Origin of the sequence: Rhodoblastus sp. 17X3, assembly GCF_030056575.1 — a bacterium.
Lineage (GTDB): Bacteria > Pseudomonadota > Alphaproteobacteria > Rhizobiales > Beijerinckiaceae > Rhodoblastus.
On the sequence record NZ_JASHHX010000001.1, the window covers coordinates 387134 to 403826 of the forward strand.

The 16693-nt window shown below is 66.3% G+C and carries 16 protein-coding genes and 1 riboswitch; of the genes, 9 read left to right on the forward strand and 7 right to left on the reverse strand.

Features of this window, described 5'->3' with window-relative positions; all coding sequences use genetic code 11:
• Positions 1–41 precede the first annotated feature (41 nt).
• Complete coding sequence (locus QM467_RS01885; RefSeq protein ID WP_283364581.1) at positions 42–1619, forward strand: response regulator; 1578 nt, start codon at positions 42–44, stop codon at positions 1617–1619.
• Positions 1616–4024: an ATP-binding protein gene (locus QM467_RS01890; protein ID WP_283364582.1), complete on the forward strand. Its 2409-nt coding sequence runs from the start codon at positions 1616–1618 to the stop codon at positions 4022–4024. The genes QM467_RS01885 and QM467_RS01890 overlap by 4 nt, the downstream gene beginning before the upstream one ends.
• Positions 4025–4066: 42 nt before the next feature.
• Here QM467_RS01890 and QM467_RS01895 read toward each other — a convergent pair whose 3' ends face one another.
• Together QM467_RS01895 and QM467_RS01900 are read right to left on the reverse strand one after the other, a co-directional pair.
• Positions 4067–4927: a pirin family protein gene (locus tag QM467_RS01895; RefSeq protein ID WP_283364583.1), complete on the reverse strand. Its 861-nt coding sequence runs from the start codon at positions 4925–4927 to the stop codon at positions 4067–4069.
• A 99-nt stretch (positions 4928–5026) separates the two neighbouring features.
• The gene (locus QM467_RS01900; protein WP_342395090.1) at positions 5027–5428 is read right to left on the reverse strand and encodes an ArsR/SmtB family transcription factor; all 402 of its coding nucleotides are present in this window, start codon (positions 5426–5428) and stop codon (positions 5027–5029) included.
• 160 nt (positions 5429–5588) lie between these two features.
• Between QM467_RS01900 and QM467_RS01905 the strand changes: the two genes are divergently transcribed.
• The 4 genes from QM467_RS01905 to hpnI all read left to right on the forward strand — a co-directional run bounded on the left by QM467_RS01905 (position 5589) and on the right by hpnI (position 10932).
• Complete coding sequence (locus QM467_RS01905) at positions 5589–7943, forward strand: Tex family protein (protein ID WP_283364584.1); 2355 nt, start codon at positions 5589–5591, stop codon at positions 7941–7943.
• Between the two features lie 127 nt (positions 7944–8070).
• Entirely contained in the window at positions 8071–9078 is a 1008-nt protein-coding gene (locus QM467_RS01910) for a lysylphosphatidylglycerol synthase domain-containing protein (protein WP_283364585.1), read from the forward strand.
• Positions 9068–9676, forward strand: a complete 609-nt coding sequence (locus QM467_RS01915; protein ID WP_283364586.1) for an ABC transporter substrate-binding protein — start codon at positions 9068–9070, stop codon at positions 9674–9676. The genes QM467_RS01910 and QM467_RS01915 overlap by 11 nt, the downstream gene beginning before the upstream one ends.
• A 17-nt stretch (positions 9677–9693) precedes the next feature.
• Positions 9694–10932, forward strand: a complete 1239-nt coding sequence (hpnI, locus tag QM467_RS01920) for a bacteriohopanetetrol glucosamine biosynthesis glycosyltransferase HpnI (protein WP_283364587.1) — start codon at positions 9694–9696, stop codon at positions 10930–10932.
• A gap of 143 nt (positions 10933–11075) precedes the next feature.
• Here hpnI and thiC read toward each other — a convergent pair whose 3' ends face one another.
• The 5 genes from thiC to QM467_RS01945 form a co-directional block, all read right to left on the reverse strand.
• Positions 11076–12932: a phosphomethylpyrimidine synthase ThiC gene (gene thiC, locus QM467_RS01925; RefSeq protein ID WP_283364588.1), complete on the reverse strand. Its 1857-nt coding sequence runs from the start codon at positions 12930–12932 to the stop codon at positions 11076–11078.
• Between the two features lie 44 nt (positions 12933–12976).
• A riboswitch (TPP riboswitch) is annotated at positions 12977–13073 on the reverse strand.
• A gap of 95 nt (positions 13074–13168) precedes the next feature.
• Positions 13169–13435: a hypothetical protein gene (locus QM467_RS01930; protein WP_283364589.1), complete on the reverse strand. Its 267-nt coding sequence runs from the start codon at positions 13433–13435 to the stop codon at positions 13169–13171.
• Between the two features lie 142 nt (positions 13436–13577).
• Positions 13578–13847 carry a hypothetical protein gene (locus QM467_RS01935; protein ID WP_283364590.1) on the reverse strand — a complete coding sequence of 90 codons (270 nt, stop codon included), beginning with the start codon at positions 13845–13847 and terminating at the stop codon, positions 13578–13580.
• Between the two features lie 35 nt (positions 13848–13882).
• On the reverse strand, positions 13883–14347 hold the full coding sequence (locus QM467_RS01940) for a Spy/CpxP family protein refolding chaperone (RefSeq protein ID WP_283364591.1): 465 nt from the start codon (positions 14345–14347) through the stop codon (positions 13883–13885).
• 110 nt (positions 14348–14457) lie between these two features.
• The gene (locus tag QM467_RS01945) at positions 14458–14970 is read right to left on the reverse strand and encodes a L,D-transpeptidase (RefSeq protein ID WP_283364592.1); all 513 of its coding nucleotides are present in this window, start codon (positions 14968–14970) and stop codon (positions 14458–14460) included.
• 168 nt (positions 14971–15138) lie between these two features.
• Between QM467_RS01945 and QM467_RS01950 the strand changes: the two genes are divergently transcribed.
• The 3 genes from QM467_RS01950 (at position 15139) to QM467_RS01960 (ending at position 16693) form a co-directional block, all read left to right on the forward strand.
• Positions 15139–15714 carry a hypothetical protein gene (locus QM467_RS01950; protein WP_283364593.1) on the forward strand — a complete coding sequence of 192 codons (576 nt, stop codon included), beginning with the start codon at positions 15139–15141 and terminating at the stop codon, positions 15712–15714.
• Positions 15715–15804: 90 nt separating this feature from the next.
• On the forward strand, positions 15805–16245 hold the full coding sequence (locus QM467_RS01955) for a DUF3775 domain-containing protein (protein WP_283364594.1): 441 nt from the start codon (positions 15805–15807) through the stop codon (positions 16243–16245).
• A 55-nt stretch (positions 16246–16300) separates the two neighbouring features.
• Positions 16301–16693, forward strand: coding sequence for a hypothetical protein (locus QM467_RS01960; RefSeq protein WP_283364595.1), 393 nt, complete (start codon positions 16301–16303; stop codon positions 16691–16693).

Below are 16693 nucleotides of genomic sequence, written 5' to 3' on the forward strand. Positions count from 1 at the left end.
AATACAGGCGCGGCGCCCCGGATATGTAACCGGGTTCGTTTATGTGTCTTGTCGTAATCGTCGATGATCGGGCGACCAACCGGGCGATCTATACCCAGCTCGCCCGCACGATCGGCCAGGGCGTGGAAGTCCGCGCCTTTGGCGATCCCGAGGAAGCCCTGACCTGGCTGGCGGCCAATCGCGTCGACCTCATCGTCACCGATTACGAGATGCCGAGGATTGTCGGCGACGAATTCATTTCGCGTTTCCGCAGCCTGCCCCATTCGGGCGGCGTTCCGATCATGATGGTGACCATTTACGATCGGCGGCAATTGCGGCTGCGCGCGCTGGAGAGCGGCGCGACCGATTTCCTGCAGGCGCCGGTCGATCATTGCGAATTCCTCACCCGCGCCCGCAACCTGCTCAAGCTGAGCCGGGGCGCGGCGGCGCCCGCTCTGCCCGCTGAAGTTCAGCCTCCGGCAGAGCCGGACGACCAATGGGACGACGAAACCCGCCGCCTGCTCGACCGCTGCGGCCAGGGCGGCTACGCCTTTCATTTCATCGAGATCGCGCTGGCCGATCAATCTCTGGACCTCACGCCGGCGTTCACGCGGCACCTGCGCGGCGGCGACCTCGCCATCAGGATCGATCCGTCGCGCTATGTCCTGCTGCAAGGCCACGTCGGCGGCCCGCCCGACGCCCGGGCGCTGGCCCGGCGGGTGGTCCGCGCGCGCTCGTCCTTCAAGGGGGTCGCCGCCTTCAGCATCGGCACGGCGCTTCCGCGCGCCGGCGAAGGCGCGCCCCGGCAGCGCGCGGTGGAGTGCCTGCGCGAGGCGCGCCGCTCCGCCCGCGAAGCCTGGCGGGTCGAGAATAACATGGCGCCGCCGGAGCAATGGGGACTTGCGCCTATCGTCGATCTCCATACAGGCGCGCTGGCCGGCGTGCAGGTTTTGAGCGGCGGGTCCGCGGCGTCAGCCGACGACGCCGAGGCCCTGCGCGTCGCGCTGGCCTGCGCGGCGGACGGCCGCCTTTCCGCCGATGATTCGTTTCGCATTTGCCTTCGCCTCGGCTTCGATGCGGACGATCTCGACGATTTCCTGCTGCGCTTGCCGCTGTTGCTCGCCGAGGCTTGCGTCAGGCCGTCGCGGCTTGATTTCATCCTGTGCGCCGGGGAAATCGTTGCGGACGAAGCGCGCGCGAGCTGGGCGCTTGCGGCGCTCGGAACGGCTGGCGTCAGCCTCACGCTCGATCTCGGAAGCCTTGCCCAGACCGCGCGCCGCCCGGCCGCGCTTGTCGAGGCTTGCGAGGCCGCGCTCGCCCTGACCTGCAACGGGACGCGGGGGCAAGGCTGGCGCCCCGAGATCAGGCTCCCATGCCGGGACGCCCGGGGCGTCGAACCGGCGCGCGTCCTTCGGGACGCGGTCGCGCAATTCGTGGAGGGAGACGCCTTGAAGCGCGGGCCCCTGTTGCTCGCCGATGGCGTTTCCTCGACCGCCTTGCTGAGCGCTCTGCGGCGCGTGGGCGTGAGCCGCGCGCAAGGCCCCTGTTTTGGCGCGCCCTTCGCCCTGCGCGACCTTGGCTCGCTGCTCGCCGCGCGCCCGGGCGCGTCCGCTCCTCGGATCGAGGCGCGCCGGGCATGAAGTCGATCGTTTCCGCAACCCTTTCCACATGGGCCGGCGCGCGAAAGCGCACATTCGCCCTGGCGTCGCGCCGGATGAGCGTCGCACGGGAAAATCCCGAGCAGGGGATCCTTCTTAACCGCCTGTGCCTGGCCCTGGTGGTTCTGTCGGCTGCGTCCCTGCACGCCCATTATGGCGGCGCGACGGCGCACAGCTATCTGGTCCGGGGCCTGCCCTGGCTGGAAGGCTATATCCTGCTGATTGGCCTCACCCAGGCGCATCTGGCGTTCTGGCCCGCGCCCAATGCGATGCGGCGGGTCCTTTCCGTCTGCGCCGACGTCGTCTTCATCTCCGTCGGCCTCAGCCAGGGCGACGCCGCCTCGGCCTATCTTGCCACGATCTATTTCTGGCTGATCCTCGGCTATGGGGTGCGGTTCGGGCTGGCCTATATGGGCGTAGCCGTGGCCAGTTCGGCGGTCGGCTTCGCCTTCGCCATCTGGATGACGCCGTTCTGGCAGGCCAACGCCGCGCTTTCCGCCGGACTGTTCTGCTCCCTGATTGTGATTCCCGCCTATGGCGCGGTGCTGCTGGGGCGGCTCAACGAGGCGCGGGCCGAGGCCGAGCGCGCCAATCGCGCCAAGACCCTCCTGCTGGCCAATGTCAGCCATGAATTGCGCACGCCGCTGACTGCGATCCTCGGCCTCGGCGAATTGCTGAAACAGAGCGGCCTCGACGCGGGCCAGCGGGACATGGTGCAGACGCTTTCGGGCGCGGCGAATATTCTGCTGCGGCATATCGAGGCGCTGCTGAGCGTATCCCGCGACGATATCGGCAGCGCCGCGCCGCGGCTGGAGCGCGTCGATCTGTTCGCCCTGCTGCTGTCCCTGCGCGATCTGCTCGCGGTGGAGGCGGACAAGAAGGGCGTGCGGCTGGGCCTGTGCCTGGAGGCTGGCGCGCCGCAGCATATCCGCGCCGAGCCCGGCCTCCTGCTCGACATCCTGCACAATCTCGTCGGCAACGCCGTCAAATTCACATCGTCAGGCGCGGTGGCGATCGCCGTCCGCCTCCTGCCGGGCGACGGCGGCGATATCCGGCTCCGCTTCGAGGTGCGCGACACCGGCATCGGAATCGACAAGGCCGCCCAGGAGCGGATCTTCGAGGCTTTCGTCCAGGCAGGGCCGGACATTGCGCCGCGCTTCGGCGGCAGCGGCCTCGGCCTCGCCATCGCCCGGCGCCGGCTTGAGGCCCGGGGCGGCCGCATCGGGGTCGAAAGCGCGCCCGGCCGGGGCGCCTTGTTCTGGTTCGAACTGGCGGCGGAACGCGACGCGGCGGCGCCGGCGGCGGAATCCGCTGTCGCGCCCGCGTTGCGTCTCGACGGACTTGGCGGCGGCGGGCGGCGCCAGCGGCGCGAGCCGGTCTGCGTCGTCGCGCCCGATCCGTTCGACACGCTCAGGCTGGCGCGGCTTTTCGCGGTCTGCCTTGTCGCCCGGGAGGGAGAGGCCGACCAGATCGCCACGGCGCAAAGGATGACCGCGCGGCTGAGCCGCCTGGCGAGCGGGGCGCCCGAATCCGCCGACATCTCCGAAACGAGAGCGCCGCGCCTCGCGGGCCGCAAGATCCTGCTGGCCGAGGACAATGGCGTCAATCGCAGGATCCTCGCGGCGATGCTGGCCGGCGGCGGCTTCGAGACGACCTGCGTCGAGGACGGCCATGCCGCGCTCGACGCCATGCTGAACGGCGCCTTCGACCTGATCCTGCTCGATTTGAACCTGCCCCGGATCAATGGCCTCGACGCCGCGCGGCTCTATCGCTTCGGCGTCCCGGACAGCCGCCGCGCGCCGGTGCTGGCCCTGACGACGGACGCCAGTCCCGAGCGCCGCGACGAATGTCTCGAGGCGGGAATGGCGGCCTGCCTGACCAAGCCGATCGCGCCCGACGCCCTGCTGGCCGCGATTGACCACGCGCTGCTTGCTGCAGAGGCCGGGCGCGCGAAAGCGGCGCCGCCTCAAGCGCCGGCTCAAGCGATCGACGCCGAACCCGCGCCGATCCTCGCGCCGGAGGCGTTGGATGCGCTGGCGCGTCTCGGCGGCGAGGAGTTCCTGCATGAACTGATCGCGCAATTCATCGCCGAAGCCGCCCAGATCCTGGAAAACATGGCGCTCGCCCTGGAACAGGGCGATTTCGCCGCCTTCCGCCGCGAGGCGCATGCCTTGGAGAGCAGCGCCGGCAATGTCGGCGCCGCTGCGCTGGCGCGCCTGTGCCGCAGCCGGCGCGCCGCCGCCCCCGAGGCTTTCGCGCTCTATGGCGACGATTATCTGGACGATCTGCGCAGCGAATGGGCGCGCGCCACCCGGGCGCTCAATGGCGCTCTGGCGCGCCGCGCGGCGCGCGAAACGCCGTCGCGGGGGCGCGGGGCCGCCGCCTAGACGCTCGCCCAAGAACCAGATCCTCGCCCAAGATCTTGCGCCCTAGAACTTGCCTTGCCGGTAGTCCTCATAGGCCTGCATCAATTCCGCCCGCGTGTTCATGACGAAGGGGCCGCCCCAGGCGACGGGTTCGCGCAGGGGACGCGCCGCCAGCAGCAACGCGCGGGCGCCCTGCGGGCCGCCGGTCAGCGTGACATCCGCTCCATTGCCAAGCGTGGCGAGGCTCAGGGCTTCAAGAGCTATAGGCCCGGATTCGCCCGGCGCCAGGGCCGAGCCTTCATAAAGCGCGAAGAAACCGGCGTGGCCTTCCGGCAGCGGCTGGCGAAATTCGCCGCCCGGCGCCAGTTCGATGTCGAAATAGAGGGCGTCGACATGGGGCGCGCGAACCGGCCCCTCGACGCCGGTCGCGCCGGTCCCGGCGACGATCTTGACGCGGGCGCCGCCGCGCTCCTCCACCGGGATTTCCGCCGCCTTGAACTCCTGATAGGCGGGCGGCGCCATTTTTTCGGCGGCGGGCAGGTTGATCCAGAGCTGGAACCCTCGCATCAGGCCCTCGTCCTGTTCCGGCATTTCGGAATGGATCAGGCCGCGCCCGGCCTTCATCCATTGCACGTCGCCGGGTTCGATCACGCCGGAATGTCCGTGATTGTCCCAATGCCGCATGCGCCCGGCCAGCATATAGGTCACGGTTTCAAAGCCCCGATGCGGATGATCGGGAAAACCGCCGATATAATCGCCCGCGCGCTCCGAGCCGAAATAATCCAGCATCAGGAACGGGTCGATCGGACCCTGCGCGCGGGAGCCGATCAGGCGGGTCATCTTGACGCCGGCGCCGTCGGACGTCGCCTCTCCGCGCGTCACAGCAATGATTTTTCGCGTTGTCGTGTCATGGGCAAGTGTCATGTCGCCTCCTTCAAGCCGGGGAGATTGGAGCGCGCAGAGGCGACTGCAAGAGGCCGCGACGGCCTCTTGCAAAATGGCAAGATGCTCAGGCCGGCTTTCTCAGGCGGGCTTGGCGGGACAGAATGATTCGTACAGCACGCCGATGAGCTTACCCGCCCTTTCGTCGGCCAGGGCGTAATAGATGGTCTGGCCGTCACGGCGGGGACGCACCAGCCCATCCTTGCGCAGCAGGGCGAGATGCTGTGAAATCAAGCTCTGGCGCGCTGCGAGCTTTTCCGCGATGTCGCCAACCGGCGACTCGCCCTGGGCCAGCAGGCACAGAATTCGCAGCCGGACCGGATTGGCGAGGGATTTCAGAAATTCGCTGGCCTGCTCGGCGGCCGCGCCCAGAGCGGCCGGGTCGACCGCGCCGGCGTTGACCACGCCAGCATCGGCCGTCCCGCTGGCGGCGGGATTGACGGGAGAGACAGCGTGCGGCTTGGTGCGCGGGACTGCGGGCATGATCTGGCCATCGTTTCCGAGGCGCGGGCGTCTGTCAATTCGGCAAAGCCGCAATTCTCCGGGCGCAAGCGAGATTTATCCACAATAGGGCTTTTTCCGGATTTTGACCCGCGCCCCTCGCAGCGTTAAAAGCGCGGCCCGCACGGAAATGGAGTCGCCGATGATTTCGATCGCCCGCCGCATCGCCCAGGAGCTGAAGGTGGAGGAGCGGCAGGTCGCGGCCGCCGTGGAGCTGCTGGACGCCGGTTCGACCGTGCCCTTCATCGCCCGCTACCGCAAGGAGGCGACCGGCGCGCTGGACGACACCCAGCTGCGTAATCTGGAGGAGCGGCTACGCTATCTCCGCGAGCTGGAGGAACGCCGCAAGGCGATTATCGATTCGGTGAAGTCGCAGGACAAGCTGACGCCCCAGCTCGAAGCCGAGATTCTCGGCGCGGACTCCAAGGCCAAGCTCGAAGACATCTATCTGCCCTACAAGCCGAAGCGCCGGACCAAGGCGACCATTGCGCGCGAGGCGGGCCTAGGGCCGCTCGCCGCCGATCTGCTCGCCGACCCCATGCGCGATCCGCGTGCGGAAGCGCAAAAATATGTCGATGAGGACAAGGGCGTGAAGACGCCGGAAGAAGCGCTGGACGGCGCGCGGTCCATTCTGGTCGAACAATTTTCCGAAAAGGCGGACCTGATCGGGACCTTGCGCGAAGCCTTCTGGTCGCGGGGGCGCATTGTCTCGAAGGTTCGCGACGGCAAGGCGCAGGAAGGCGCCAAATATGCCGATTATTTCGATTTCTTCGAGCCGCTGACCAAACTCCCCTCCCACCGCATCCTGGCTTTGTTCCGCGGCGAGAAGGAGGAGATGCTCGATCTCGCGCTGGAGCCGGAAAACGCGGCGGACGCCGCCGCCCAGGGCGATGTCGCTTATGAGCGCGCCATAGCCACGAGCGTCGGAATCGCCGATCGCGGCCGTCCCGCCGACAAATGGCTGACCGACTGCGCGCGCTGGGCCTGGCGCACGCGGATCAAGATTTCGCTCAGCGTCGATCTGCGCGCCCGGCTCTGGCAGAACGCCGAGGATCAGGCGGTCAAGGTCTTCGCCGGCAATTTGCGCGACCTGCTGCTCGCCGCGCCGGGCGGGCCGCGCGCCACCATGGGGCTGGACCCCGGCTTCCGCACGGGGGTCAAGGTGGCGGTGGTGGACGCCACCGGCAAGGTGGTCGAGACCGGCGTGATCTATCCGCACGAGCCGCAACGTCGCTGGGACGACGCCCTGCTCGCGCTTGGCCGGATGTGCCGCCTGCACAAGGTGGAGCTGATCGCGATCGGAAATGGCACGGCCTCGCGCGAAACCGACAAGCTCGCCGCCGAACTCGTCGCCAAGCTGCCGGAGCAGAAGCTGATCAAGATCATGGTTTCGGAGGCGGGCGCCTCGGTCTATTCGGCTTCGGCCTTCGCCGCCAATGAATTGCCTGAACTCGACGTGACCCTGCGCGGCGCCGTCTCCATCGCCCGCAGGCTGCAGGACCCGCTGGCGGAACTGGTCAAGATCGATCCGAAGTCGATCGGGGTCGGGCAATATCAGCACGATCTCGCCGAAGGCAAATTGTCGCGTTCGCTCGACGCCGTGGTCGAGGATTGCGTCAACGCCGTCGGCGTCGATCTCAACACGGCCTCGGCGCCCTTGCTGGCGCGGGTTTCCGGGCTCGGGGCGAATCTCGCCGCCAATGTCGTCGCCCATCGCGACGCCAATGGCCGCTTCCGCTCGCGCGACCAGCTCAAGAAAGTGCCGAGGCTCGGGGCCAAGGCGTTCGAGCAATGCGCGGGCTTCCTCCGGATTCGCGACGGCGACGATCCGCTAGACGCCTCCGGCGTGCATCCAGAAGCCTATCCGCTGGTGCGCAAGATCCTGGCGGCCGCAAAAAGCGATATCCGCGCCCTGATCGGCGATTCGAAAACCCTGCGCGGCCTGTCGCCGAAGAATTTCGTCGATGAAACTTTTGGCGCGCCGACGGTGACCGACGTTTTGCGCGAGCTGGAGAAACCCGGCCGCGATCCGCGTCCCGAGTTCAAGACCGCCGCGTTCCAGGAAGGTGTGGAAAAGCTGTCAGACCTCAAGCCCGGCATGGTGCTGGAAGGAGTGGTGACCAATGTCGCCGCCTTTGGGGCCTTCGTGGACATTGGCGTGCATCAGGACGGACTTGTCCATATTTCCGCCATGTCCAGGAGCTTTATCAAGGACCCGCGCGAGGCGGCCAAGCCTGGCGACGTGGTCAAGGTCAAGGTTCTGGAGGTGGACGCCGCCCGCAAACGCATCGCCCTCACGATGCGGCTCGACGACGCCTTCGACGCCCGTTCGGCGCGCAATGCGCCTCAACCGGAGCGAGGCCCGGCGCGAATTGCGCCGCAGGCCGGCAAGGGAGCGGCCTCCAGTCGCGAACCGTCCCGCCCTGCCGCAGGCAACGCGTTCGCGGACGCTTTTGCGCGCGCGGGCGCGCCGAAGGACAAGGCGCCTCGCAAATGAGGCGAGAAAGGAAACGTCTTGAGTCGTAAACCAAAACCGTTCCTTTCGGGCCACACATTCGGAAAATCGCACATGCCGCCGCTCGCCTGGGCTGACACCCCGCCAAATTCCCGCTAAGTCCGTTCTAATGAAAACCGCCGCCGGATTTGCCCTGCTGCTGGGGCTGACCTTGTTCGCCGCGCTGACCCTCTATGAGGGCGCCGACGATGTCGCGCGCGCCTTCGCCTCCGTCGGCTTTGGCGCCCTGTGGGTCGCGGCCATCCGCCTCTCCCAGACCTTCCTGTCCAGCTTCGCCTGGCGCGCCCTGCTGCCGAAGCCGCGGCCAAAGCCCTGGCTGTTCTGCAAATTGCGCTGGGTGCGTGAGTCCATCAACAACCTGCTGCCCGTGGCGCAGATCGGCGGCGACCTCCTCGGCGCCCGCCTTTTGCAAACCAGTGGAGTCCGGGGCGGCATGGCCTCTGCGAGCGTCGTCGTCGATCTGCTGGCGCAGACGGCGACGCAGGTCGTCTTCACGCTGGTCGGCGTGTTCTTTCTGCTCGACAGCGGCGCGGACACCGACCTGACCTTCGGCATTCTCGCGGGCATGGTCATCATGACGCCGGCTTTGGCCGGCTTCTGGCTCGCGCCGCGCCTTCTCGCTATGGGCTGGCTCGACAAAGTGGCGGAACATGTCGAGCGGCGCACCGGCTGGGATTCGGTGAGCGGCCTGCCGGCCCTGCGCGCGGGACTGGACGTCATCCTGCGTCGCCGCTCCGGCCTGACCGCCGCCTTGCTGATCCATATGTCGATCTGGTTCGTCGGCGCGCTGGAAATCTGGCTGGCGCTCTATCTGCTGGGCGATCCGCGCTCATTCGCGACGGCGATCACGATCGAGAGCCTCGGCCATGCGGTCAAGGCGGCGGGCTTTCTCATTCCCGGCGCCTGGGGCGTGCAGGAAGGCGGCTTCATCGCTCTTTGCGCCGCCTTCGGCATCGGCTCTCCCACCGCTATCGCCTTGTCTCTCGTGAAGCGCATTCCGGATTTCGTCTGTGGCGCGCCAGGCCTCTGGGTCTGGCGGCGCATGGAGGGCTCCAGCCTGCGCGAATTCTTCTTCCGCGAAAAATTCGCGGGCCGTGAGGAGCCCCATGGTCTTTGATCGTCGTTTCTTTCTCGCCGCCCTCGCGACGATCCCGGCCTTGGCCGCGGCGCGGGCCGACGATTCCGCCGAGGCCGTGGCCGCCGTCAAGCAATTGCAGGACGGCCAACTCGAGGTGATTCAAAAACTGGGGCAGCTGAGCGTGAAGCAGCGTTACGACGCGCTGCGGCCCGCCATCGGCGCCACCTTCGACCTGGCGGCGATGTCAAAGACGGTCTTTGGCGCCGGCTGGGACGCGCTGACTGACGCGCAGAAGGCGGAATGGGCTCAGGCCCTGGGCGATTATATCGCCGCCTCCTACGCCGCGCGGCTCGACGGCTTCAATGGCAAGGGCTTCGAGCGGGACGACAAGACCCAGACCCGCGACGGGAATGTCGTGGTCACCACCAAGGTCATCCTCGCCGCCGGCGCGCCGATGCCGCTGGATTATGTCGTCCGGCAGACGCCCCAGGGCTGGAAGATCGGCGATATTCTCGTCGACGGTTCGCTGAGCGAGCTGGCGCAATGGCGCCGGTCGCTGCGCGGGCTTGGCGATAGCGGTTTCGCGGCGTCGAAGGCGACGTTGCGGCAGCGCACCGAATCCTTTTTGACGCCCTGAACGATCCGGGTGGAGGCATGCAACAGGTCTGGCTCGATTTGGCGGATATGACCGCCACGGCGCCGCTCGCGACGCTGTTTTGCGCTTTGGCGATCGCCGCCAGCCTTTACACACTGCTGTCGGTGGCGAGCCTGCGGCGCTTCGCGCGCTGCCGGGCGCCGGTCAAGCCCTGGAAGTCGCCGGGCGTGAGCGTGCTCAAGCCGCTCTATGGAGCGGAGGAGGGGCTTTACGAAAATCTCCTCAGCTTCTGCCGTCAGGGCTATTCTGGGCCGGTCCAGATTCTGTTCGGCGTTCATGAGCCCGACGACCCGGCGGCCGCCGTGGCGCGGCGCATCGTCGCGATGGCCCGCGCGGGCAAGATCGAGGGCGCGCCGGCCAAGCTCAGCGTGGAACTCGTCATTGATCCGGCGCAGCACGGCGCCAATGGCAAGGTCTCGAACCTCATCAACCTGTCCGGCCGCGTCGAGCATGAACTGGTCGTGCTCGCCGACAGCGACATCAAGGTCGAGCCGGACTATCTATGCCGTCTGGCGGCGGCCTTGCAGCGGCCCGGCGTCGGTCTCGTCACCTGCCTCTATCGCGGCATGCCCCTCGCGGGCCTGTGGGCGAAGTTGGGCGCCATGGGCGTCGATTACGGCTTCCTGCCCAATGTCGTGACGGGCGTGACCCTGAACATGGCGCGGCCTTGCGTCGGCGCCACCATCGCGCTCCGCCGCATCACACTGGAGGCCATCGGAGGCTTCGCGGCGATCAAGGACCAGCTCGCAGATGATTACGCCCTGGGCGAAGAGGTGCGAAAGCGCGGCCTGAACGTGGTTCTGGCCGATTTCGTCGTCGCCCACGCCCATTCGGAGCGCGATGTCGCCGAAGTCTGGCGGCGCGACATGCGCTGGGCGCGGACGATCCGCGCGCTCGATCCGCTTGGCTACCTGGGTCTGGCGGTTTCGTTCCCCGTGGCCTGGGCCTTGCTCGCCCTGCTCGCCAGCGGCTTCGCGCCGGCTGCGACGATCCTGACCGCGACCGCGCTGCTCTGCCGGATGATCCTGCAGGACGAGGTCGACCAGCGTTTTCCGGGCTACCGGCACGCGCTCTGGCTCGGGCCGGTGCGCGACCTGTTCAGCTTCGTTATTTTCGTGGGAAGTTTCATTCCCGGCCAGATTCACTGGCGCGGGCGTGATTACGCCCTGGGCGAACATGGGATCATGGCGCCGGTCGGCGTCGAACCGTCCGGCGAGGCGGAAGCCGAGGTCGCCTGACCTCGGCTTGACCGCCACCTTAAGGCCACATGCCGCCCCCCAAAGGCACGAGCCTATGAGGGCCGGTCAGGAAGCGAACGCGAAGCCGAGCTTATGCAAGGGGTTCCGTAATCGCGATGCGTCGCGATTACGGGGAACTGTTCTCAGCCTTCCAGATAGAGCTTGGCGCCCTTTTCCAGGAATTCCGCGCTCTTTTCCGCCAAACCGTTCTCAATGACCGCCTGTTCGGCTTGCGCGGCGGCGATGGCCTTGGATTCCTCGCGCAGATCCTGCGTGATCTTCATCGAGCAGAATTTCGGCCCGCACATCGAGCAGAAATGCGCGACCTTATGCGCCTCCTTGGGCAGGGTCTCGTCGTGGAATTTATGCGCGGTGTCGGGATCGAGGCCGATATTGAACTGATCATTCCAGCGGAAGTCGAACCGCGCGCGGCTCATGGCGTCGTCGCGCAGGCGCGCGCCCGGGTGGCCCTTGGCAAGATCCGCCGCATGGGCGGCGATGCGATAGGTGATGACGCCGGTCTTGACGTCGTCGCGGTCGGGAAGGCCGAGATGTTCCTTCGGCGTGACATAGCAGAGCATGGCTGTGCCGAACCAGCCGATCATGGCCGCGCCAATCGCCGAGGTGATGTGGTCATAGCCCGGCGCGATATCCGTCGTGAGCGGCCCGAGGGTATAGAAGGGCGCCTCGCCGCATTCGCGCAGCTGCTTGTCCATATTGTGCTTGATCTTGTGCATCGGCACATGGCCGGGGCCTTCGATCATGACCTGACAGCCCTTGTCCCAGGCGATTTTCGTCAGCTCGCCGAGGGTCTCCAGCTCCGCGAACTGCGCCGCGTCATTGGCGTCGGCGTTGCAGCCGGGCCGCAAGCCGTCGCCGAGCGAGAAGGAGACGTCATATTTGCGCATGATGTCGCAAATCTCGTCAAAGCGCTCATAGAGGAAGCTCTCCTTGTGCTTCGACAGGCACCAGCGCGCCATGATCGAGCCGCCGCGCGAAACGATGCCCGTGACGCGGCTGGCGGTGAGCGGCACATAGGCTAGCCGCACGCCGGCATGGATGGTGAAATAATCGACGCCCTGTTCGGCCTGTTCGATCAAGGTGTCCTTGAAGACTTCCCAATCGAGCTTCAGAGCGTCGCCATCGACCTTTTCCAAGGCCTGATAGATCGGCACCGTGCCGATCGGCACGGGCGAATTGCGCAAGATCCAGTCGCGGATGTTGTGAATGTTGCGGCCGGTCGAGAGGTCCATCACCGTGTCCGCGCCCCAGCGGATCGACCAGACCATTTTCTCGACTTCCTCGGCTACCGAGGAAGTGACGGCGGAATTGCCGATATTGGAATTGATCTTCACCAGGAAATTGCGGCCGATGATCATCGGCTCGAGTTCGGTGTGGTTGATGTTGGCCGGGATGATCGCCCTTCCGCGCGCGATTTCCTGCCGCACGAATTCCGGCGTCACGAATTCCGGGATCTCGGCGCCGAAGCTTTCGCCGTCCTTGATGCGCTCGGCGGCCTCGGCCAGCGCGGCCTCGCGGCCAAGGTTCTCGCGATGGGCGACATAGATCATCTCCTCGGTGATGATCCCGGCGCGGGCGAATTCATATTGGGTGACGAGCCCGCCGTCACGACCACGGCGCAGGATGCGCTTGGCGGGGCAGGGTGCGACCAGAGCTTCGGCGGAGACATTGCCATTGTCCTCGGCCTTCACCGGGCGGCCCGGATAGGTTTCGAGGCCTTCGCGGCGGGCGATCCAGCTCTCGCGCACCTGCGGAAGGCCAGCGGCGAGATCGACTTGGACATCGGTCTCGGTATAGGGGCCGGAGGGGTCATAGACACGCAGCGGCGGCTCGCTGCAGGACGGATCGAGCGGGATTTCGCGCACCGGCACGCGCATGTCTGGCGAGCAGGCAGGGGAGAGATAGATTTTTCGCGAGCCGGGCAGAGGGCCGGTGGTGACGCTTTCCGGCGTGCGGACGTTCTTGGAATGGACGTTCATCATTCTCTCCCACGCTTTATGATTATGGCGCAAGAAAGAGACGCGGATTCGCCGCCCGCCTTCCCTGCGCTGGCATTATCCAGATCAGGTCAATGGGTTTGATCTCAGCCGCCCGTTCAGGCAGCACCCCATGGCATTAGCTGAAAAGGCTAGCAGGGAAGAGGATCGCGCGCAAGGGTGGCGTTTCGGCCTACAGGGCTGCGGTACGTATCATGATCCGGGCGGCGACTCGCGGCTCACCAGGGGAAGCCGTAGTCCGGACCCACAGGGACGATATTGCCGACAGGTTCCGCGACGAGGCGGATGTAATCGTAATTTTCGTAGACGCGTCTCTGCTTCGGAATAGGGCCGGCATAGAGCCAGTAATGGTTTGAGGTGACAAAGAAGGGCAAAGGAATGCCCCGGCCGTGATGCACCGTCAGCCTCGACAGGGCGAGAGCCGGACCGGAAACCGCGAAGGCGCACATTAGGGCCGCGCCGATCGCCAAAAAACGCTTGTGCATCGGTGCGCCTCCAAAAAAACAACGCCCTGTCAGGAGGATGGCGGTCCTCGGTTCCCTTTTCAAGCCTCGGACCGGCGTCCCGGCATGAACGCGGCTGGAAACGTCGACGAGGCCCTCGTTTTCATCATCCTGCCTGGTCCCGTCACCAGGGCATTCCGCCATAATCCGGGCCGACCGGGACGATATTGCCGATGGGATCCTCGACCAGACGGGAATAGTTGTTGGAGCGGTCCACTTCGCCGGGGGTCGGCACATTGCCGGGATTGAGCCAGTCCTCGTTCGACGTCACATAGGCGGGCAGCGGGATGCCCCTGCGGGGATGCACGGTCAGGCTCGATTGGGCCAGAGCCGAACCCAGCGCCGCTATGGCGCACAGGCCGATTACGCCGGTCGCGAGAAAGCGTTTACGCATCTCAACCTCTTTTCAAGCTTCGAGCCTGGGACGGCTCACTTTTGCGCCGTGGGCGAGAAGGAATGCAGAAGCACCGCGAAGCGATGTTTCTGAGCGGGGTCCATGCTGGCGAACAAGGGCGCGGCGGCGTCCGCCACCCGGTTCAACTCCTCGCCGCGCGCGGCCAGATCCCGGGCGGCGAGCTTCATGCCCGAAACGACGTCGTCCTTGTCGCGGAAGGCGGCGGCCTCTTTCACATCGGCGATCTGGCGCGCCGCGCGCGCGGTGATGACCTCGCGAACGACCTTTTCCAGGTTGTCCCAATCCTTCTGCTGCGCCGGCGTGAGCTGCAATCCCGTCTTCACGGCGGCGATCCGCGCTTCGATGAGGGTCAGGCGGTCCGCGTCGCTTTGCGGCGCCTGCGCCTGCGCGGAAACGTCGGCGGATTCCGCCGCAGCCGGATGCGCCAGGGAAAAAGCGAGCAGACCCGAAATGGCGGCGGCGAAGAGATGTTTTTTCATGGAGCACTTCTTCAAGACAGCGAGAATGGGGGAAGCGGAATTCGGCGCCGACCATGCCTCCATTTGACCGCTTCCACAAGCCTGAGCTTCACTTCCCGCCGTTCAAGCGGTTACGGCAGCATCAGGACAGGGGTTCCGACGCCGACCCTGTCGTAAAGGTCGATGACGTCCTCGTTGCGCATGCGAATGCAGCCATGCGAAACGGCGCCGCCGATCGAGGCGCGCATGCGCTCGGTCGAGCCGTGAATGGCGATGTCGGAGCGGTCGAGCGTGATGGCGCGGGCGCCCATCGGGTTGTTCGGCGCGCCGCCCCTGACGCGGTCGGGCAGATAGGGCGCCTCGGCCTTGACTTCGTCCGGGGGGATCCAGTCCGGCCGGACAAATTTGCCGTTGACGCTGGCTGATCCAGACCATTCCGCGCCGCGCCGGGGCACGCCGACGGGATAGGAGATCGCTTTTCCGTCGCCCAGCACGAAGAACAGTTTGCGCCTGGTCGTGTCGACCACGATGGTTCCGGGCGCGGCGGAGGTTTCGTAGCGCACCTTTTCCCGGGCCGCCCCGGATCCGGGCAGCGCCAGAGCGCCCGCCAGCAGGGCCGAGATGAAGACCAGACGCAGGATCAAAGGGCGCCTCCGCGCAATTCGCCGTAAAACCTGAACGTGGCATTTTCCGCGCCGCCTGTCATCGCCGCTTCGGACCGCCAGCATGGTCTGGCTCGATGGTCCTGCTTGCGGAAATACGGGCGCGGTCCCAGACTGCCCGAAAAAGAACGATCACATCGGGGGAACATGATGAGGCGGCGGCTCTTACTGGCGGCAAGTCTCGCCGCGGCTCTGGCGGCGTGCGGTTCGGCCGCGCTGGCTGGCGAGGCGGCGCTCGATGGCGTCAAGGACATCATCCTGCATGCGGAGGACGGCAAGGCGCTCACCGTCGGGACAGTGACCTTCACCCCGGACGGCGAAAGCTCGCGCTTCAAGATCGACTTCGACGAAGCGAAATTCACGCAATATTTTCTGTCCATGCGCGAGTTCAAATGTGTCGAGGGGCCGGAGATCCTCTGCCACGTGCCTTATCCCTATCCCAATCCGCGGGTCGTGACGGCGCGCGATCTGTCCTGGCTCGAACATGACCTGCTGTTCGTCTACAAGCGTCCGGCGGATTACGGCGCGAAAATGGCGCATGGGCTGGTCTATTCGCTGACCATGACTTCGGACGGCTTCATCGGAACGCCGCAATTGATCGACCTCGACGAGATCGCCAGCCCGCCGGCGGATCTGGGCGCCGCCTTTTTCACGGGCGAGCATCGCTATTCCATCCAGCCGGCGTCGCGCTGGTTCGATAGCCTGACCATCGAGCCGCATCGTTGACCCTTCGCAAGGCGTTTTTCGCGCAAGGGTCTATAGTGTGGCTGGTTCAATCCGAGGCGGCCAATTTGAGGCGGCGTTACGGGGTCCATCATGCGCACCATAGACGAATCCACCCCCTCCATGCCGGATATCAATCCGCAGAAAGTCTGCTTCATCGCCGCCAAGGCGAGGGAGTTGTTGAGCGAGGACGAGGGCTCGAAGCCTGACGCCTCCAACGCGACCGACGACGGCGAACGTTCGATCCTCACAGACGCGGCCTATGGCCCGGTTCATGCGGAGTTGAAGGAGTTCGTCGAGGACCTCGACGTGGACGAGGCGGCCGCCCTGGTCGCCCTGTTATGGATCGGCCGCGGCGATTTCGAGCCAAAGGACTGGGAAAACGCCGTCGCGCAGGCGCGCGAGCGCAGCGAGACGCCGACGGTCAGCTATCTGCTTGGCGAACCCTTGCTGCCGGATTATCTGGAAGACGCGCTGGCCTCCTTCGGCCATTCGTGCCGGGATTTCGATGTCGGCCCTGACGCAGACGTTTGATCGCGCCGGGATTCCTGATCATATTCGCAGACCAAACTTGCCGACGAGAGAGCGAATGAAAACCGCCAGGATCGCGCCTGTCGCGCTTTGCCTTGTCTTATCCCTTGTCCTGACTCTTGGCGCCTGCGCCGGCCCGCCCCCCTCGGGGCCGAGCGTGAGCGCCGTCGCCGATCCGCATGTCAGCGACCGGAAATTCGCCCGCGACGCTTCCGAGTGCCGCGAGCGCGCCCGGGCCGCAACGGAACAAGCCGCCGCCGTGGCCGGTCAGTTCGGCCTGCAAGGCCAATATGACGCGGCCTACGCTGATTGCATGCTGGCGCGCGGCTATGGGGTTTCCGAGCGCGGCGCGCGTTTTGCGGAAGGACCCGGCGTCCGCGTCTACGGGCCGGGTCCCTATGTCTATGGCCCCGCTACCGTCTATAGCTGGGGCGTGGGCGTCGGCTTCTGA